13 protein-coding genes and 1 pseudogene are annotated in these 18,074 nt (G+C 73.5%); 6 read left to right on the top strand and 8 right to left on the bottom strand.

Annotated elements, in window-relative coordinates; translation table 11 throughout:
• Positions 1–103: 103 nt before the first annotated feature.
• Positions 104–787 carry a GTP cyclohydrolase II gene (gene ribA, locus ACFV6E_RS01525; protein WP_385458764.1) on the top strand — a complete coding sequence of 228 codons (684 nt, stop codon included), beginning with the start codon at positions 104–106 and terminating at the stop codon, positions 785–787.
• 43 nt (positions 788–830) lie between these two features.
• Here the strand turns inward: ribA and ACFV6E_RS01520 are convergent, their stop codons facing one another.
• Positions 831–2,312, bottom strand: coding sequence for an MFS transporter (locus ACFV6E_RS01520; protein WP_385458762.1), 1,482 nt, complete (start codon positions 2,310–2,312; stop codon positions 831–833).
• On the bottom strand, positions 2,309–2,959 hold the full coding sequence (locus ACFV6E_RS01515) for a TetR/AcrR family transcriptional regulator (RefSeq protein WP_385458760.1): 651 nt from the start codon (positions 2,957–2,959) through the stop codon (positions 2,309–2,311). The genes ACFV6E_RS01520 and ACFV6E_RS01515 overlap by 4 nt, the downstream gene beginning before the upstream one ends.
• Before the next feature lie 129 nt (positions 2,960–3,088).
• Between ACFV6E_RS01515 and ACFV6E_RS01510 the strand changes: the two genes are divergently transcribed.
• Positions 3,089–3,532: a PPOX class F420-dependent oxidoreductase gene (locus tag ACFV6E_RS01510; RefSeq protein WP_385167162.1), complete on the top strand. Its 444-nt coding sequence runs from the start codon at positions 3,089–3,091 to the stop codon at positions 3,530–3,532.
• Positions 3,533–3,536: 4 nt separating this feature from the next.
• Here ACFV6E_RS01510 and ACFV6E_RS01505 read toward each other — a convergent pair whose 3' ends face one another.
• The 3 genes from ACFV6E_RS01505 to ACFV6E_RS01495 form a co-directional block, all read right to left on the bottom strand.
• On the bottom strand, positions 3,537–4,826 hold the full coding sequence (locus ACFV6E_RS01505; protein WP_385458758.1) for an MFS transporter: 1,290 nt from the start codon (positions 4,824–4,826) through the stop codon (positions 3,537–3,539).
• Positions 4,827–5,085: 259 nt separating this feature from the next.
• Positions 5,086–6,438: an MFS transporter gene (locus ACFV6E_RS01500; protein ID WP_385458756.1), complete on the bottom strand. Its 1,353-nt coding sequence runs from the start codon at positions 6,436–6,438 to the stop codon at positions 5,086–5,088.
• Between the two features lie 235 nt (positions 6,439–6,673).
• Entirely contained in the window at positions 6,674–7,339 is a 666-nt protein-coding gene (locus tag ACFV6E_RS01495; RefSeq protein WP_385167168.1) for a TetR/AcrR family transcriptional regulator, read from the bottom strand.
• A 303-nt stretch (positions 7,340–7,642) separates the two neighbouring features.
• Between ACFV6E_RS01495 and ACFV6E_RS01490 the strand changes: the two genes are divergently transcribed.
• From ACFV6E_RS01490 to ACFV6E_RS01480, 3 genes are all read left to right on the top strand, one after another.
• Positions 7,643–8,563, top strand: a complete 921-nt coding sequence (locus ACFV6E_RS01490; RefSeq protein WP_385458754.1) for a shikimate dehydrogenase — start codon at positions 7,643–7,645, stop codon at positions 8,561–8,563.
• 337 nt (positions 8,564–8,900) lie between these two features.
• A complete protein-coding gene (locus ACFV6E_RS01485) occupies positions 8,901–10,706 on the top strand; it encodes a bifunctional sugar phosphate isomerase/epimerase/4-hydroxyphenylpyruvate dioxygenase family protein (RefSeq protein ID WP_385177060.1) in 1,806 nt (601 codons plus the stop codon).
• Between the two features lie 143 nt (positions 10,707–10,849).
• Entirely contained in the window at positions 10,850–12,409 is a 1,560-nt protein-coding gene (locus tag ACFV6E_RS01480; protein ID WP_385458752.1) for an acetolactate synthase large subunit, read from the top strand.
• 417 nt (positions 12,410–12,826) lie between these two features.
• Here the strand turns inward: ACFV6E_RS01480 and ACFV6E_RS01475 are convergent, their stop codons facing one another.
• Positions 12,827–15,694 carry a peroxidase family protein gene (locus ACFV6E_RS01475; protein ID WP_385177054.1) on the bottom strand — a complete coding sequence of 956 codons (2,868 nt, stop codon included), beginning with the start codon at positions 15,692–15,694 and terminating at the stop codon, positions 12,827–12,829.
• 339 nt (positions 15,695–16,033) lie between these two features.
• On the opposite strand from ACFV6E_RS01475, the gene ACFV6E_RS01470 reads away from it, so the two are divergent.
• The gene (locus ACFV6E_RS01470) at positions 16,034–17,335 is read left to right on the top strand and encodes a lipase family protein (protein WP_385177052.1); all 1,302 of its coding nucleotides are present in this window, start codon (positions 16,034–16,036) and stop codon (positions 17,333–17,335) included.
• Between the two features lie 19 nt (positions 17,336–17,354).
• On the opposite strand, the gene ACFV6E_RS01465 is transcribed toward ACFV6E_RS01470, so the two are convergent.
• Both ACFV6E_RS01465 and ACFV6E_RS01460 read right to left on the bottom strand, forming a co-directional pair.
• Positions 17,355–17,810, bottom strand: a complete 456-nt coding sequence (locus ACFV6E_RS01465; RefSeq protein WP_385177051.1) for a tellurite resistance TerB family protein — start codon at positions 17,808–17,810, stop codon at positions 17,355–17,357.
• A gap of 157 nt (positions 17,811–17,967) precedes the next feature.
• Positions 17,968–18,074 (bottom strand): annotated as a pseudogene (locus tag ACFV6E_RS01460) (6-phosphogluconate dehydrogenase); the annotation flags it as partial.

Here is an 18,074-nt window from a genome sequence, read left to right as displayed (position 1 = left end):
GGATCCGGCGGGTATCGTCGGCTGCCTGTCCGAACTGTCCATGCTTTCACGGCCTTTCGTCTCGTACCGCCTGCGCTTGCGCCTGGCAGATAGGAACCAGATCATGACAGAGAACGTCGCCGTGCTCGGCGGGAACGCCCACTCCGCGGGAGTCACCCGAGTCGTGACGGCCCCTTTGCCCACCGTGTACGGCGATTTCCAGGCCGTCGGTTACCTGGATCACGACCGCGGTGAAGAACAAATGGTTCTCGTCTACGGTGACATCGGGGAAGAACGGGTACTCACCCGGCTGCATTCGGAGTGCCTGACCGGTGACGCCTTCGGCTCCACGCACTGCGAGTGCGGCCCGCAACTGGCCACGGCGCTCCGGGAGATCGTGGCGGCCGGCCGCGGTGTCCTCGTCTATCTGCGGGGCCACGAGGGCCGGGGGATAGGGCTGCTCGGCAAGCTGCGCGCGATGAAGCTCCAGGCTGAGGGCCTGGACACGGTCGAGGCGAACCTCGCCCTCGGCTTCCCGGTGGACGCCCGCGACTACCGGGTGGCGGCGGACATGCTGCACGACCTCGGGGTCCGCTCGGTGCGGCTGCTCTCGAACAACCCGCGCAAGCGGCAGGCGCTGCTCGACCACGGCATCGCGGTCGCCGAGCAGGTGCCGCTGCTGATCCCGCCCTGCGAGGAGAACCTCGCCTACCTGCTCACCAAGCGGGAACGCCTCGACCACCACCTGCCGCACCTGGACGCCGACCTGCCGCATCTGGACGCCGATCGCACGGAGTCGGTCTTCTGACGGGTCAGGAGCGGCGCCCGGCAACCGCTGCCGTCTGACGGGGTCAGGAGCGGCGTCCGGGAACCGCTGCCGTACGGCCCGGATCCGGCTCGGCCGCGGCGGACCGCGCACCGCCGGTGTGCCGTCCGGGCAGCGCGCGGCCGAGCGGCACGGCGAGCGCCACGAGGGCGGCGAGCACGGTGAGCGCCGGGCCCGTCGAAACCGTCGCCGTGACCTCCGTGGAGGTCACCAGCGTGGCCGCCACGGCGACGCCCAGCGTCGGTCCGACGTTCATCGCGGTCTGCTGGAGGCCGCCCGCCACCCCGGCGGACGCGGCCGGCGCATGACGCACGATCACGGCCGTCGCCGTCACCATCACGGCCGCGAACCCGGCGCCGAGCAGCAGGAATCCGCCGCAGATGTGCAGCGTCGACGACGAACGGGCGAGCCGGGACAGCAGCAGGACGCCGGCGGTGAGCAGCGCGAGCCCGGTGACCGTGGTCCGGCGCGGCCCCCAGCGGCGCATCGCCATGGCGGCGAGCGGCGCGCCGAGCACCATCATCACGGCCAGCGGCGCGGCCCGCAGACCGCTCTGGAACGGGTCCAGCGCGAGGACGTCCTGAAGGAAGTACGAGCCGACGAACACGGAGCCGGACATCGCCGCGGACGCGGCGACCAGGATGCCCAGCGCGGCGCCGACGGTCGCCGAACCCCGTACGTCCGGCGGCAGCAGCGGGCTCGCGGCACGCCGTTCGTGCCGGACGAACAGGGCGGTCAGGGCGGCCGCCGCGGCGAGACCGAGGACGGTGGGCGCCGCGCCGCCCGCGTCCCGCACGCCGACGAGCGTGTGCACCAGGCACGCCGGCGCCGCCGCGAGCAGACAGGCGCCGGGCACGTCGAGCGGGGCGCGGACGGCATCCCCCGTACGGCCGCCGGCCTCGCTGCCATCGCCAACGCTTCCGTCGCCGCTGCCGTCGCCGACGCGCTCCGCGACCGGGCCGCGGACGGTGAGCGCCAGGACGCCGAGCACCGCCGAGGGGGCGACGTTCAGGAAGAAGACGGACCGCCAGCCCAGTTGGGTGACCAGTAGGCCGCCGACGAGCGGGCCCGTGGCCGCCGCGAGGCCGATGGCGCTGGTGCGCAGAGCGATGGGCATGCCGAGCCGCTCGGGCGGGAACGCGGCGCGCAGCATGCCGAGGGTGGCGGGTTGCAGCAGCGCCCCGAAGACCCCCTGGACCACCCGCAGCGCGATCACCCAGCCGATGTCCGGCGCCAGGCCGATGCCCGCGGAGGCCGCGCCGAAGCCGAGCGTGCCGAGGGCGAAGACGCGCTGGTGGCCGTACCGGTCGCCGAGCCGCCCGGCGAACACCAGCAGGCCCGCCACCGCGATGAGATAGCCCGTACTCGTCCACTGCACCTGCGCGAACGAGGCGTGCAGCTCGCGTTTCAGGGTGGGCTGCGCGACGGCCAGCACGGTGCCGTCCAGCGCGACGATCGCGGCGCCGACGACGCTGCTGGTCAGGGTGAGGAGACGGTGCGGCGTCATCGCTCGACCTGCCCGAGGTGCGCGTCGAGTGCCGTACGCAGAAGTGGCTCGAAGTCCGCGGCACCGGTGGCAAGTTGGAGGCTGCCCCAGATCCAGAGCTGGGCGATCCCGTGCAGGTTGGCCCAGAGCGCGCCCGCCACCAGCCGGGCGTTTGCGCTGGGGCGCGCCTGCCCCACCAGGTCCACCAGGACCCCGAAGAGCGGCAGGCTCGTGTCCCGCAGGCCCAGCTCGTCGCTGCGCAGCAGGTCGTGCCGGAACATCAGCGCGTACATGCCCGGGTTGGCGAGGGCGAAGTCGAGATAGACGCGGCCCAGCGTGCCGAGCCGGTCGCGGGCGTCCGTGCTCCTGTCCTCGCCCCCGTTCTCGCCGCCGCCCTCGCCCCCGTTCTCGCCCAGCGCCGCCGCGGCACGGTCGCCGAGGTCGGTGAAGCCGCGGCGGGCGATCGCCGACAGCAGTTCGAGGTGGGTGGGGAAGTAGCGGCGCGGGGCGCCGTGCGAGACGCCCGCGCGCCGGGCGATCTCCCGCAGCGACAGCGCGTCCGCCCCCTCGGCGGTCACCAACTCGACGCCGGCCTGGACCAGTCGGTCCCGCAGCCCGGACTCCGGCGCTCTGTCCGGGGCTTCCCCGGATGACTTCTCAACGTGCATAGACAGTGTCTACCAGACGGCGTAGACACTGTCTACGGGTATCGCGGGCACGGAGATACCGGGCGGCGTACGCGGATGTGCGCCGCCAACGGCGGAATGCCGTTCGCCGCCGCGCGCGTTGGGCACGGCATGACTCAGGATGCGAACCACGACGGCGACCTGCTCGCGCTGCTCTCCGAGTACGGCGGCGGGGTGCTGGTCACCCTCAAACGCGACGGCCGGCCCCAGCTGTCGAACGTGGTGCACGGCTACGACCCGAAGGAGCGGATCCTCAGGGTCTCCCTCACCGACGACCGCGCCAAGACCCGCAATCTGCGCCGGGATCCGCGGGCCTCGTACCACGTGACCAGCGAGGACCGGTGGGCGTACACCGTCGTGGAGGGCACGGCGGAGCTGACGCCCGTCGCCCGGGACCCGCACGACGAGACCGTCGAAGAGCTGGTCCGGCTCTACCGCGACCTCCAGGGCGAGCACCCGGACTGGGACGACTACCGCGCCGCCATGGTCCGCGACGGCCGGCTGGTCCTGCGCCTCCGCGCGGAGCGCGTGTACGGCATCCCGCGCGCACGCTGAGCGCTCAGCGGGACGGAAAGCCGTGCGTACGCGCCGCGGCCACCACCGCCAGTACCGGAACGGCCAGGGCCAGGACGCTCCACGGGAGGGCGGCCGCGCCGAAGCGGTCCAGTAGGACGCCGCCGGCCACCCCGCCGCCCGCCATGGCCGCGTTCCACAGGGTCACCAGCATGGCCTGGGCGGCGTCGGCGGCCTCGCCGCCCGCGTCGGCCACCGCGGTCTGGAGCAGGGTGGGCGCGCCGCCCCAGCCGAGCCCCCACAGCGCGGCGGCGACGTACACCAGGGCGTGACCGCCCGTCGACGCGGCGAGCAGGGTGGCGGCCAGGGCGACACCCGCGGTGCTCGCGAGGGTCAGGAGGCGCAGCCGGCGGTCGATCAGCGCGCCCGTGATCCAGATGCTCGCCATCGACGCGGCGCCGAAAACCAGCAGCACCAGATCGGTCGAGCCGCCCATGCCGACGTGATTGAGGTAGGTGGCGACGTAGGTGTACAGGATCGTGTGCGCGAGTACGAAGACCAGCGTCACGAACAGCACCGGTGCCACGCCGGGCACGCCGAGGGCCCGCAGCAGCGGCGGGCGGCCGTCGCCGCGCTGCCCCGGGCGGTCGGGCACGGCGGCGGCGATCCAGCCGAGCAGACCGAGTGTGACCACCGTGATCAGGGAGAACGTCACCCGCCAGCCCACCGCGCCGCCGAGGAAGGTGCCCGCGGGAACACCCAGCGACAGGGCGAGGGGGATGCCCGTCATGACCACCGCGACCGCCTTGCCCTGGAACCCGGCCGGTGCGAGGCGGCGCGCGTACCCGGCAAGCAGCGCCCAGGCGAGCCCCGCGGCGACCCCCGCCACGAACCGGGCCGCCATGGTCAGCGGGTACGAAGTGGACGCGGCCGTCACCGTGTTGGCGACGGCGAACCCGGCGGTCGCGGCCAGCAGCAGCCGCTTGCGCCGCCACCCGGCGGTGACCGCGGACAGCGGGATCGCCGTGAGCGCGGTCCCGGCCGCGTACACCGTCACGGACTGCCCCATCGCCGGCTCGCCGACGCCGAGGTCCGCGCTCATCGACGGCAGCAGCCCGGCGGGCAGCGTCTCGGTCAGGCTCGTGACGAAGACGGCGGTCGCGAGGGCGAGCAGCGGGGAGAGGGGCAACTTCCGGTCGTGGTCGCGGTCGTGGCCGTGGTCGCGGTCGTGACCGGGATCGTGACCGAGATCGTGGTTGGAGCTGGAGCTGGAGCTGGAGCTGGAGCCGGAGCCGGAGCCGGAGCCGGAGCTGTGACTGTCGTTGTCGGTTCGCATGCCGCGAATGGTCGATCCTGACATCAGTGTCAGAATCAACGCGCGGCGCTGTGAGCGCCGTCACACGCGCATCGGGTCCCGGCCGCGGCGGAAGGCTCCGCGCACACCGGCCGTCCCTGAACCCGGCCGGTGTGCGCGAAGTGGAACTCTACGGCCCGCCGGGAGCGGTGTCCTCCCCGCGGGCGGTCCCGGCAGGCCCGGCGGGCGGGCGGGACCGGACGGGGCATCAGGCGGGGATCAGACGGGGGCCAGGCGGGGGTCAGGCGGTCACGGCCGTGCGCTGCGCGGCGTCGGCGGCGGGGCGCGAACCCAGGTGCTCCGTCGGCACCTTGTGCGTCTCGCGCGCGGTCACGGCGGCGATCACCGGCGGGACGCACAGGGCGGCGGTGAACAGCGCCACGGACGACCAGTCGTCGCCGTCGGGACCCGCGATCCGAGCGGCGAACGTGACCGCGAACCCGGCCACCGCGAAGCCGATCTGGGTGCCGATCGCCACGCCGGACAGCCGCACCCGGGTGGAGAACATCTCGCCGTAGAAGGCGGGCCAGACGCCGTTCGCGGCGCTGTAGACGATGCCGAAGGCGACGATGCCGAGGGCGAGGGTGAGCGGATAGGAGCCGGTCGAGATGGCCCACAGGTACAGGAACATGGTGACCGCGCTGCCGACGGCGCCCACGAGGTAGACCGGGCGGCGGCCGATGCGGTCGGACAGCTTGGCCCACAGCGGGATGGCGCCGAGGGCCGCGACGTTGGCGAGCGCGCCCACCCACAGCATCCCGGAGCGGGACATGCCGACCGAGTCGCTGGTCGCGTACGCCAGCGCCCACACCGTGAAGATCGTGCTGACCGAGGCGATGAACGCGCCCGCGACGACCCGCAGTACGTCCGCGCGGTGGTCCCGCAGCAGCACGACGAGCGGCAGCTTCACCACGCCCTCGGCGGCGGCCTGCCGGGTGAAGGCCGGGGTCTCCTGGAGGGTGCGGCGGATGACGTAGCCGACGACGGCGACGGCCACGCTCAGCCAGAACGGGACGCGCCAGCCCCAGGAGAGCAGTTGCTCGTCGGGGAGCGCCGCGACCGGCAGGAAGACCAGGGTGGCCAGGAACTGGCCGCCCTGGGTGCCACTGAGCGTGAAGCTGGTGAAGAAGCCGCGGCGGTGCGGTGGCGCGTGTTCCAGCGTCATGGAGTTGGCGCTGGCCTGCTCGCCGGCGGCGGAGATGCCCTGGAGCACCCGGCACAGCACCAGCAGCACCGGGGCGAGGCCGCCGACCTGGTCACGGGTGGGCAGACAGCCGATCAGGAACGTCGACAGGCCCATCAGGAGCAGCGTGAACACCATGATCTTCTTACGGCCCACCCGGTCCCCGAAGTGCCCGAGGAAGAGCGCCCCGACCGGCCGGGCGGCGTACGCGACACCGAACGTGGCCAGCGAGAGCAGGGTCGCGGTGGCCGGGTCGGACTCGTCGAAGAAGACCTCGGGGAAGATCAGCGCGGCGGCACTGCCGTAGATGAAGAAGTCGTAGTACTCGAGGGCGCTGCCGACCCAGGCGGCCGTGGCGGCCTTCCGGGGCTGGCCGGGAGGGGCATCGAGCGGTGCGGCGGGGTCGGACACGGCGTGCTCCTTCGGGGGAACTCCGGGGACGGGAGTGACGGTGGGGAGGGGTGCCGGGACCCTGGGGGGTGAGCGGGTCGGCCGTGCCGGGAGCGGACCCCGGCTAATTAACCCACTGGATAGTTACCAATGGATTGGCTACGGATGCTGCGCCCGTGTTTCCGCCGTGTCAAGGGGTGATGTCGAAAAAGGCCGCCGGCCGCCGCGGCCGCCGCTCAGTCCGTGGAGCCGTCGCTCAGTCCGTGGAGCGCTCGGCGGTCAGATAGGCGATGACCATGTCGCCGAGCATCGTGCGGTAGTGCTCCCGCTGTCCCGGGTCGACCAGGTCGCGGCCGAAGAGGGCGCCGAAGGTGTGCCGGTTGGCGACCCGGAAGAAGCAGAACGAGCTGATCATCGCGTGCAGGTCCACGGCGTCGACGTCGGCCGTGAACAGGCCGGAGTCGCGGCCCGCCGCCAGGATCCGGCGGATCACCTCCAGGGCGGGGGAGCCGATCCGGCCCAGCTCCTCGGAGGCGGCGATGTGCTCGGCGTCGTGGATGTTCTCGATGCTCACCAGGCGGATGAAGTCCGGGTGCCGCTCGTGGTGGTCGAAGGTCACCTCGGCGAGCCGGCGGATGGCCGCGACCGGGTCGAGGTGCTCGACGTCCAGCTCCTGTTCGGCCTGGCGGATCACGGAGTACGCCCGCTCCAGGACCGCCGTGAACAGCTGCTCCTTGCCGCCGAAGTAGTAGTAGATCATCCGCTTCGTGGTGCGGGTGCGGGCGGCGATCTCGTCGACGCGGGCCCCGGTGTAGCCGGCCCGGGCGAACTCCCGCGTGGCCACGTCGAGGATCTCCGCCCTGGTGCGGGCGGCGTCGCGGATGCGGCCGCCCTGTCGTGCCGGTTCTTCGACGCTGGTCATGACGTTCCTTCGGGCCTGCGGGCGAGGGGCGGGTGCCGGAGAGGGCGGGTGCTGGGAGAGGGCGGGTGCTGGGAATTGTAGAAGCAGCCGTCGGGAGCCCGGCCGGTGCCCGCGTTGCTGACGGGGGGTTCCCGTGACGGCGGCAGCCTGGTATCACTAACGTACTAGTTCGTACATTAGGTGGTCACCGCGTCGAGCGACGGCCACGCGAGCCCGTCGCAGTCAGCCCGTCGCAGTCAGCCCGTCGCTGCCAACCCGTCGCAGTCAGCCAGTCTCTGCAAGCCAGTCGCTCAGGAGGTCGCCGTGACCCAGGACTCCTATCTCGTCGGCCTCATCGGTTCCGGCATCGGCCCGTCGCTCAGCCCCGCGCTGCACGAACGCGAGGCCGACCGGCAGGGGCTGCGCTATCTGTACCGGCTGATCGACCTCGACACGCTCGGCGCCGCTCCCGGCGCGGTGGGCGCGCTGGTGCGGTTCGCCCGCACCCTCGGCTTCGACGGGCTCAACATCACCCACCCCTGCAAGCAGCTCGTCATCGAGCACCTCGACGCGCTCGCCCCGCAGGCCGAGGCGCTGGGCGCGGTCAACACCGTCGTCTTCGAGGACGGCCGCGCCGTCGGCCACAACACGGACGTCACCGGCTTCGCCGCCTCCTTCGCGCGCGGACTGCCCGACGCCCCGCTGGAGAAGGTCGTACAACTCGGCGCCGGGGGAGCGGGCGCGGCGGTCGCCCACGCCCTGCTGACCCTCGGCGCCGGACACCTCACCGTCGTCGACGCGCTGCCCGACCGGGCCGCCGACCTCGCCGCCGCCCTGAACGGCCACTTCGGCGCGGGGCGCGCGGCCGCCGCGACCCCGGACGCGCTGCCGTCCCTGCTGTCGCCGCGGTCGGGGGCGGACGGCATCGTCCACGCCACCCCCACCGGTATGGCCGCCCACCCCGGTCTGCCGCTGGCCGCCGGACTGCTGCACCCGGGCCTCTGGGTCGCGGAGGTCGTCTACCGGCCGCTCGACACCGAGTTGCTGCGCACCGCCCGCGCCCTCGGCTGCCCCACCCTCGACGGCGGCGGCATGGCCGTCTTCCAGGCGGTGGACGCGTTCCGGCTCTTCACCGGGCGGGAACCCGACGCCATCCGCATGCTCGCCGACATCGCCGAACTGGCGGACGCGGCGGACGCGGCGGGCACGGCGGGCACGGCCGGCACGGCGGGCGCGCGCGGCTGACCGCCCCGGCGGAACCGACCCGAACCCGCCCCGCCGCCCCGCCGCCCCGCCGCCCCGCGGGCTCCGCTGCCGAACGCGCCACGCGGAGCGGCCGCTCCTGGAAACGCGCCACGCCAAGCCGCCAAGCCGTCCGGCCGTCAGCTGCCGCGCCGCCAAGCCGCCAAGCCGCCAAGCCGTCCGGCCGTCAGCAGCCAGCCGCCAGCAGCCAGCCGCCAAGCCGTCCGGCCGTCAGCCGCCGCGCCGCCAAGCCGCCAGCCGCCGCCAAGCCGCCAGCCGCCGCCCCGCCGCCCCGCCGGAACCGCCCCCGACCTGCACGCCGTTACGAAGGGAACACCCCGTGCGTACGTCCATCGCCACCGTCTCGCTCAGCGGACCCCTGACCGAGAAGCTCACGGCCGCCGCCCGGGCGGGCTTCGACGGCGTCGAGATCTTCGAGAACGACCTGCTCGCCAGCCCGCTCGCCCCGGAGGAGATCCGGGCCCGCACCGCCGACCTCGGCCTGAGCATCGACCTCTACCAGCCGATGCGGGACATCGAGGCGGTGCCCGAGGAGGAGTTCGCCCGCAATCTGCGCCGCGCCCGGCACAAGTTCGAGCTGATGCGGCGCCTGGGCGCCGACACCGTCCTGGTGTGCTCCAGCGTCTCCCCGCACGCCCTCGACGACGACGAGCTGGCCGCCGGGCAACTGCGCCGACTGGCCGAGCTGGCCCAGGACTCCGGCATCCGCGTCGCCTACGAGGCGCTCGCCTGGGGCCGGCACGTCAACACGTACGACCACGCGTGGCGTCTCGTGGAAACCGCCGGGCACCCCGCGCTCGGCACCTGCCTGGACAGTTTCCACATCCTGGCCCGGGGGTCCGACCCCAAGGGGATCGAGGACATACCCGGCGAGAAGATCTTTTTCCTCCAGCTCGCCGACGCCCCGCTGATGGCCATGGACGTCCTCCAGTGGAGCCGGCACTACCGCTGCTTCCCCGGCCAGGGCGGCTTCGACCTCGCCGGGCTGCTCGGGCACGTGGTGCGCGCCGGGTACCGGGGGCCGCTCTCCCTGGAGGTGTTCAACGACGTCTTCCGGCAGGCCGACGCGGGGCCGACCGCCGTCGACGCCCAGCGCTCGCTGCTCGTCCTGAAGGAAGCGACCGGGCTCGCGGCGCCGCCCGCGCCCGTGGTGCCCACCGGCGTGGCCTTCGCCGAACTCGTCGCCTCCGACGCCGCACCGGTCTCCGCGGTGCTCGGCGCCCTCGGCTTCACCCGTACGGCCAGGCACCGCAGCAAGCCGGTCGACCTGTGGCAGCAGGGCGAGGCCCGGGTGCTGCTGAACACCGGAGCCGCCGCGCACCGCGCCGGCGCCGTGCTCGCCGCCATCGGCCTGGAGTCCCCGGACCCCGCGGGCGCGGCCCGCCGCGCCGAGGCCCTGCTCGCGCCGGTCCTGCCGCGCCGCCGCGCACCCGAGGACGCGCCGCTCGACGCGGTGGCCGCCCCCGACGGCACGGAACTCTTCTTCTGCGCCACCGACCGCCCGCACCTGCCCAGTTGGACGGACGACTTCACGCCGGTCGCCGAGCCGCCCGCCGACCGGGCAGGCTCCGCCGGCTGCGTCCACCGCGTCGACCACGTCGCGCTCACCCAGCCCTGGCACCAGTTCGACGAGGCCGCGCTCTTCCACCGCAGCGTCCTCGGGCTCGCCGCGCGGGAGAGCGTCGACGTCGCCGACCCCTACGGACTGCACCGCAGCCGCGCCGTCGCCAGCGCCGACGGCAGTGTGCGCATCGCCCTGGGCGTCGGCCCCGCGCCCGCCGACGACGGCGCCCGCGTCCAGCACCTCGCGTTCGCCACCGACGACGTGGTCACCGCGGCCCGCCGGTACCGTGCCGCGGGCGGCCGGCTGCTCGCGATGCCCGCGAACTACTACGACGACCTGGCCGCACAGTACGAGTTCGCCGACGGGGAGCTGGACACGTACCGGGAACTGGGCATCCTCTACGACCGGGACGAGCACGGGGAGTTCCGGCACTGCTACACCGAGACCGTAGGGCGGGTCTTCTTCGAACTCGTCCAGCGCGACGGCGGCCACCGCGGCTACGGCGCCCGGAACGCCCCGGTGCGCCTCGCCGTCCAGCACACGGCACGGCCGGGCCGCTGATCCCGGAAGCCTCCGCCGCGACGCCTGTGTCCGAATCCCGGCTGACGCCCCGCCCGCAACCTCGTGAGACTGGCAGCCCGTACTGACGGCGAGGGGCGGCGCCACCACCGGGGGCGCGGCCCGCGAGCGCGGAGGCGACCGCCATGCCCAACGGAGCACAGAACCTCATCGAAGGTCTCGTGGCCGCAGACGTCGACGTCTGCTTCGCCAACCCCGGCACCTCGGAGATGCACTTCGTGGCCGCACTCGACGACGTACCGCGGATGCGCGCCGTGCTCTGCCTCTTCGAGGGCGTGGCCACCGGCGCGGCCGACGGCTACGGGCGCATGGCGGGCAAACCCGCCTGCACCCTGCTGCACCTGGGCCCAGGGCTCGCCAACGGCCTGGCCAACCTGCACAACGCGCGCCGCGCCCGCACCCCGCTGGTCAACATCGTCGGCGACCACGCGCTGCACCACAAACGCCTCGACGCGCCCCTGGAGTCCGACATCAGCGCCCTCGCGCGGACCGTCTCGCACTGGACCCGGCGCACCTACTACGCCGGTGACCTGGCCGCCGACGTGGCCGAGGCGGTGGCCGCCGCCGTCGGCCCGCCCGGTGCCATCGCGACGCTGCTCCTGCCGGCGGACGTGTCCTGGTCGGAGGCGGGCAAGGCCACCCCCGCGCCCGTGCTCCCGCGCTCGGGCGTGGTGTCCACGACGGCGGTGGCCGAGGCGGCCCGGGCGCTGCGGCACGGGGCGAAGGCTCCTGCCGCGCTGCTCCTCGGCGGGTCCGCCACCCACGGTCCTGGCATCCGTGCCGCCGCCCGGATCGCCGCCGCCACCGGCTGCCGGCTGCTCTGCGAGACCTTCCCCGCCCGGCTGGAACGCGGCGCGGGCCTGCCCCCGGTCGAGCGCCTGGCCTACCGCGGCGAGGACGCCCTGGGCCAGCTCTCGGGCGTACGGCACCTGGTGCTGGCCGGTGCCGCCGAGCCCGTGACGTTCTTCGCCTACCCGGGGCAGCAGGCCCGGCTGGTGCCGGACGGCTGCGAGGTCCGCACGCTGGCCGCCGGGACCGAGGACGTGACGACGGCCCTGGAAGCGCTCGCGGCCGGGTTCGACGCCGTGTCCCCGGTGCCGCAGGCGCCGCTGCGCCCCGCCCTGCCCACGGGCGCGCTCACCGCCGAGACCGCCGCCGCGGTGATCGGCGCGCTGCTCCCGGAGGACGCGATCGTCGTCGACGAGTCGAACACGTCCGGCCTGTGGCTGCCCGGCGCCACCGCGGGCGCCCCGCCGCACGACTGGCTGACGCTCACCGGCGGGGCCATGGGCCAGGGGCTGCCCGCCGCGGTCGGCGCGGCCCTCGCGGCGCCGGGCCGGCCGGTGCTCGCCCTGGAGGCGGACGGCAGCGCGATGTACACCCTCCAGGCGCTGTGGACCATGGCACGCGAGGAGCTGGACATCACGGTCGTCCTCTTCGACAACCGCTCCTACGCGATCCTCAACCTGGAGCTGACGTCCGTGGGCGCCGCGCCCGGCGGTGCGCGGGCGGGCGAGCTGCTGGACCTGTCCCGGCCCGACCTGGACTTCGTGGGCCTGGCCCGGGGCCTGGGCGTACCGGCCGAACAGGCCACCACCGCCGAGGAGTTCCGTACGCTGCTGGGCCGGGCTCTCGGCGAGCCCGGCCCCTACCTCATCGACTGCGCCGTGCCTCCTCTCTTCTGACCGCTGACGCCGGCGGCATCAGTCCCACAGCTCCGCGTGCCGCCGGTGGGCGTCCGCCAGGCCGCGCACGAAGAACCGGTCGTAGTACTCGGTCTCGACGTGGTGCGCCTGTAGCCAGACGCCCGGGACGTGCGGGGCGTCCGTGTGCGCCGGGAAGCGGCGGTGGGTGGCGAGTCACCGCGATCAGCACCGCCTCCTCCAGCTCCGACAGCGGCTGCCGGGTGTGCGTGGAGCGGTAGCTCATGGACCCGGCGGGCACCGACGCGCCACGGCTGACGCGGTGGGTACGGCGGTGCCAGACCGTCTCCAGGAGCGGCCGGACGGCGAGGTCGGCGAGGCCGGGGTGGCCGTCGGCGAGACCCGCGGGGCCGTCGGCGAGACCCGCGGGGCCGTCGGGCGAAGGGCCGCCGGCCGTGGTCATCCGGGGCCTCCGTCGGTCGTCGGCTGGACCGCCCGCCACGGCGCGAACGCGCTCGCGCCGCGCGGCAGCAGCGCCGCCAGCTCCGGGCAGTGCCGCAGGATCACCGAGTTCATGCCGCCCTTCTCGACCCAGTCCATGCCGAGCGGCGTGTAGATCTCCGGCCGGTAGTCCACGTTCAGGAACCGGTCGCTCTGCAAGCGCCGGGAGGCCATCAGGATGAAGACCCGGAAGGCGGTGTCGCTGAAGCCGAAGCCGGTGGGCGGATTCTCCGCGAACAGGCCGACCATCGTGTCCACCTCGTCGACCGAGCTGTAGACCTCCTTGAGCCGGGCCACCGTCTCGGGGTCCTGCGACAGCTCGGAGAACGACCGCAGGCGTTTCTTGTGCAGCCCCGCGCGGAAGTCGTTGTACCGCGGCACGCCGCGCCGCCGGGTGCGCACCAGGTCGACCACCGAAAGGTCGATGACCTCGCCCTCGCGCTCGAACCGGGTCAGCGAGCGCGGGTAGTTGTGCAGGGTGATCGCGCCCGGGTTGGCGATGCCGAACGAGTACAGCGAATCGGCGAGACCGGTCTTGCGGATCTGCGTCTCGGCCGCCGGGCCCTGGATGTCCAGGAAGCCCACGGTCTCCTGCCGCTGCCCGAAGTGGTGCTCGCGCAGCTCCAGGTCGTCCGGGATCAGCGGGTGCATCCGGTAGACGGTGACGAAGTCCTCGGTCAGCGAGTACGGCGCCGCGTGGTGCTCGGGCAGGGTCTTCGGGATGCCGGTCAGCGAGTGTGCCTCGAACAGCCACAGGCCGAGCTGGTTCAGCCAGTTGCTCGGCGGGCCCTGCCAGTTGGTCTTCAGCGCGATGTCGATCGCCGGGGTGGCGAGGATCGCCGGTGTCCACTCCACCGTGTGGATCTTGGCGATCAGGGCGGAGACCACGAGGCGCGCCGTGTGGTAGATCCGCTCCTCGCTCAGCGTCGGGTACTCGGCGCGCAGCGCGTCGCAGACCGCGTTGTGCTCGCGCGCGAACAGCGTGTGCATCGCGCTGAGCCCCAGCCACCAGTTCTCGTTGAAGCCGGTGAGCGGGATGCCGTTCGGGCCCGACGGCAGATGGCCGTCCTCCAGGCGGAGCTTCGCGCCGCCGTCCGGCTCGCGCAGATAGCGGGCCGTGGCCTCGTCCTCGCCGTACACCTCCGAGCCGTCCCACCAGTGCGAGGCGACGTTGCCGAAGAGGATCGGCGGGCGGTTGCCCGGCAGCTCGATGCCGTCGTTGTCGGCGAACCGCATCACGGTCTCCGACGGGCCGCCGGGCGTGTTCTGCCAGCCCCCGCTGCCGGGCGGCAGCGGCACCTCGACACCGCGCTCGCCGGGCTTGTGCCGCCGGTGGCTGACCCAGTCGTGGACCTGGAACTGGATCCAGGCCGCCGCGAGGATGTTCAGCGAGGTCGCGGGCAGGAAGCGCTCGCGGTACAGGAGCTGGCGGCTGACCGTGACCGGGTTGGGCGTGTCGAAGAGGTCGGGCCGGTAGTCCGGCTTCAGATTGCGTCCGAACGCCGCGCCGACCGCGCCCATCCGCGGCTCGGACAGATCGTTGTACGAGCCGTCGTAGGACCGCTCGGTGCGCAGCCGCTCCGGGATCACGGCGGGCACCGGCTGCGCCTTCGGCGGCGCCTCCCGCACCTCGGTGTCGATCAGGTTCAGCCGGCGCAGCGTCTTGCGCAGGAACACCAGGTTCAGAAGGCTCGACTCCAGCGGCAGCCGGTACCAGGGCACCACCCGGTTCAGCAGCTCGAAGGCCCTTGTCAGGGGCGGTCCGAGCACCCGGTTCTGGACCGGTTCCCCGGTCACGAAGCGCAGCCCGAGCCGGTGTGCGCTGCCCGCCTGGTACGCGGCCTTGCGCGCCCGGTTGATATTGCCGAGCGGACGGAACTCGTCGGTCGTGTACCAGGGGTTGAACGCCAGGTCCTCGATCCGCAGGGCCGCCGCCCTGGCCTCCGCGCTCGTCACGTCCTGGCCGGGTATCACGAGCCGGGCCACCGGCACGGCGGGCGCGATGGCGTCCTTCCACTCCACCGCCGCGTTCTCCACCGGGGTGCGCCGCTCGTCGACGTACCGCTGCACGCACAGGTCGAAGACCACGTCGCCCTTGGCGAGCCGCTGGGCCATCTCGCCGTGCAGAAACTCGGGGTCGCGCCGGTCCGTCGCCGCCGCGGGCGGGCTGCCCGGCGCCGGCCGCAGCAGATAGCGCACCGGACCCGCCTCGCCCCACAGGACGGCGCCCCGGCTCCAGTACGTCTCGCTCGCCAGGGAGGTGACGGTGTGCCGGGTCGCGGCCTGGACGTTGCGCCGCATCCGGTTGGCGGTGGCGAGCCCGACGGCCAGCGGCAGCTTCACGAAGAGCCCGATGGCCTTCTGCACCGGGGTCCTGGCCCCCGCCATCGCCTTGGCGAACGCCACGAACTCACGGGCATTGCGGGCGTGCGAGACCGGATAGCTGGTCGCGAGGAGGTCATGGCTCTCCCGCGCGGACACCTTCACCCGCACCGCGGCGCCGCGCAGGTCGGGCGAGCCGTCGCCCTGCCGGATGCCGCTGGCGTTCGACAGCCGCACCGTCGCCGGATACTCGGCGCCCGGCTGGGCGAAACCGACGCGCAGCGCCGCGGGCAGATCGTCGTGGAAGCGCAGCCGCGCGTTCTCCACGGCCAGCGGGGCCTTGGCGTGGAAGGCGCGGCTCGTCCGGCCGCCCCCGGCCCGCCGGTTCTTCACCTGCACCTGCATCAGCTCCCGGGCCAGCCGGTCGAACACCAGCCGTTCCGCCTCGGGACTGCCGCCTTCGTACCGTTCGTACTGCTGCTCGTGCTGCCCGGTCTCAGCCATCGGTCGCTTCCTTCGTACGGATGCGTACGGGACAGGGGGCCAGCACGCTACCGGCGGCCCGGAACGGCCACAGCGGCGGTTCCCGCCTATGTGCGCGGTGAGGTCACGTTTCCGCCCCGCCCCGGCCCGCACCGGCGTCCCGGCACGTCAGCGCGGAGTCCGGGCCTCCGCCGCGCGCCGCCGGACGCCCCGGCAGCGCCCCGCGTCACCAGCGGCCCCACACGGCGGTCGCGGAGGTGGCCGGGGAGCGCCGGGTGGGCGGGAACCCGGCGGTTGACGGCCCTGCGGGGCGGTGGTGTGCTCACCGTCCCGCTGCCGTGACCCCGGGGGAGGCCGATCATGCGGGACAGCAGCAGTTACGTGACGGGCCCGAGCTTCGCCGACCTGCGGCCGCTCAAGTCCAGGACCGACACCGCGCCGGGGCCCGCCGGTTTCCCGGTCTACACGGACCTGGTGGAGCGGCTGGCCGAGGACAAGGGCCAGCCCGATCCGGACGGCGTCGTGCCGCACACCCTGGCCACCTGCGCGGCCTACTCCTACGCCGGATACGAGCAGCGCGGGGACCCGGAGACCGTGGCCACCATCGCCACCCGGCTCGGCCTGGAGGAGAACGCCTGCCGGTTGTTCGAGCAGCGCGTCGACGCCATGTACATCGCCTCCGCGGCCTATCTGATCCAGGACCGCGACCGCCGGGTGGTGATCCTGTGCTACCGCGGCACCCAGCCCGAGGACATCATCAGCATCCTCACCGACGCCGACGTACGGCCCGAGATGCTCGCCGTGGAACTGGACGGACGCAGGCACGCGGTGCACGCGGGCTTCTACCGCAACGTCCGCGCCACCCGCCCGCACATCATCGGCGCCCTGGAACGCGCCCTGCGCGGCGAGTCGGTGCTTCCGGACGTCGAGGGCACCCGCGGTAACGGCCTGGAGGCGCTCTACGTCACCGGGCACAGCCTCGGCGGCGCGATGGCCGCCCTGATGGGCGTGATCCTGGTGCACGACCCGCGCTACCGGGCCGTCGCGGAGAAACTGCGGGCCGTCTACACCTTCGGCCAGCCCATGGTCGGCGGCCCCGAATTCGCCCGCGCCTGCGAGGAGTCGATGACCCCGCCCGGCCTGCCCGTGCTGCGTGACCGGCTGATCCGCTACATCTACGACCGTGACGTGGTCCCGGCGCTGCCGCCGCGGCCCGTCGGACCGTACGCGCCGTTCGGCCGCGAGTTCCACTACCGCAATCCGCGCCACGCGGTGGATGCGGCGCTGACCTTCGCCGCCGACTCGGCGATCGAGGCGCTGGCGCTCCCCGGCGACCTGCTGCGCACCCTCCAGGACCGGCCGGTGGGGGGCTGGGGCGAGTGCGCGGTCCGGCTCAGCGACGCGGTCCGGCGGGCGGGCCGCCCGCTGCTGCGCGCCAGGGAGTACGGCTGGACCGAGAACACCGACCCCGAGCTGCACTACCCGCAGATGGACAGCCTCGCCGGGCTCGCCGTCGTGGCGCCGCTGGCGTTCTTCGCGACCCGGCTCGCGCTGACCCGGACCATCCCGTTCAAGTACTCCTTCGACGACCACGGCCCGGGCCACTACGTCAACGCGCTCGCACCCCCCGGGGTGCTGAGCGAGTTCGGCGACGTTCTGTGACCCGGGCCCGCGGAGGTGCTTACAGGTCGAACTCGTGCGGCGGCAGGTCGAGGGTGAAGCACGCCTCGCGCACGACCGCCTGCTCGGTCTTGTCGAAGTCGCCGTCGGCGCCGCCGATGACGATGCCGATCTGGATGACGGCGCGCGCCTCGGCCGGCTTCTTCTTCGCCTTGGCGACCTCCTGGAGGACGCTGACCTTGCCGAAGGCGAAGTCGGCGGCCAGCTTGTTCAGGTTGTCGTCGAAGCGCCGCTGCAAGTCCATGGCGTCGAAGTTCTGGAGCACCTCGTTGGTCGCGATGAGCTGGGCGACGCGCTGCCGCTCGGACGGGTCGATCGATCCGTCCGCCGCGGCGACCAGCGCGCACATCGCCATGCTGGCGTCACGGAACGCGCCGCTCTTCAGGTCGTTCTTCTTCGCCACGAGCTGGGTCTGCATCGTCGACGCGGACTCCTTGATGCGGTCCCACAGGGCCATGCGAACTCCATAAGTAGTGAGGATCCGGCCCGCCCGGTCGGGCGGGCCGGTGACCTCTGAGCTTTCTACAGCAACGTAGAAACTAGCGGATCGCCGCAGAAGTTCCTGCGACGATCCGGGAGCCGCCTGCCGGATTCCGCGGCGGGCGGGCGAGCCGTTACTTGGCGGACTCGACGGCGTGGCCGCCGAACTGGTTGCGCAGCGCGGCGATCATCTTCATCTGCGGCGAGTCCTCCTGGCGGGAGGAGAAGCGGGCGAACAGGG

This window comes from Streptomyces sp. NPDC059785, assembly GCF_042732375.1.
Taxonomy (GTDB): Bacteria; Actinomycetota; Actinomycetes; order Streptomycetales; family Streptomycetaceae; genus Streptomyces.
The sequence above is the reverse complement of the archived record's forward strand: the minus strand, read 5'-3'. Positions and strand labels throughout refer to the sequence as shown.

Excerpts from the sequence above, each read along its gene's own strand:
- ribA (WP_385458764.1), top strand. The coding sequence starts at position 104 with ATGACAGAGAACGTCGCCGTGCTCGGCGGGAACGCCCACTCCGCGGGA.
- ACFV6E_RS01520 (WP_385458762.1), bottom strand. The coding sequence starts at position 2,312 with ATGACGCCGCACCGTCTCCTCACCCTGACCAGCAGCGTCGTCGGCGCC.
- ACFV6E_RS01515 (WP_385458760.1), bottom strand. The coding sequence starts at position 2,959 with ATGCACGTTGAGAAGTCATCCGGGGAAGCCCCGGACAGAGCGCCGGAG.
- ACFV6E_RS01510 (WP_385167162.1), top strand. The coding sequence starts at position 3,089 with ATGACTCAGGATGCGAACCACGACGGCGACCTGCTCGCGCTGCTCTCC.
- ACFV6E_RS01505 (WP_385458758.1), bottom strand. The coding sequence starts at position 4,826 with ATGCGAACCGACAACGACAGTCACAGCTCCGGCTCCGGCTCCGGCTCC.
- ACFV6E_RS01495 (WP_385167168.1), bottom strand. The coding sequence starts at position 7,339 with ATGACCAGCGTCGAAGAACCGGCACGACAGGGCGGCCGCATCCGCGAC.
- ACFV6E_RS01480 (WP_385458752.1), top strand. The coding sequence starts at position 10,850 with ATGCCCAACGGAGCACAGAACCTCATCGAAGGTCTCGTGGCCGCAGAC.
- ACFV6E_RS01475 (WP_385177054.1), bottom strand. The coding sequence starts at position 15,694 with ATGGCTGAGACCGGGCAGCACGAGCAGCAGTACGAACGGTACGAAGGC.
- ACFV6E_RS01470 (WP_385177052.1), top strand. The coding sequence starts at position 16,034 with ATGCGGGACAGCAGCAGTTACGTGACGGGCCCGAGCTTCGCCGACCTG.
- ACFV6E_RS01465 (WP_385177051.1), bottom strand. The coding sequence starts at position 17,810 with ATGGCCCTGTGGGACCGCATCAAGGAGTCCGCGTCGACGATGCAGACC.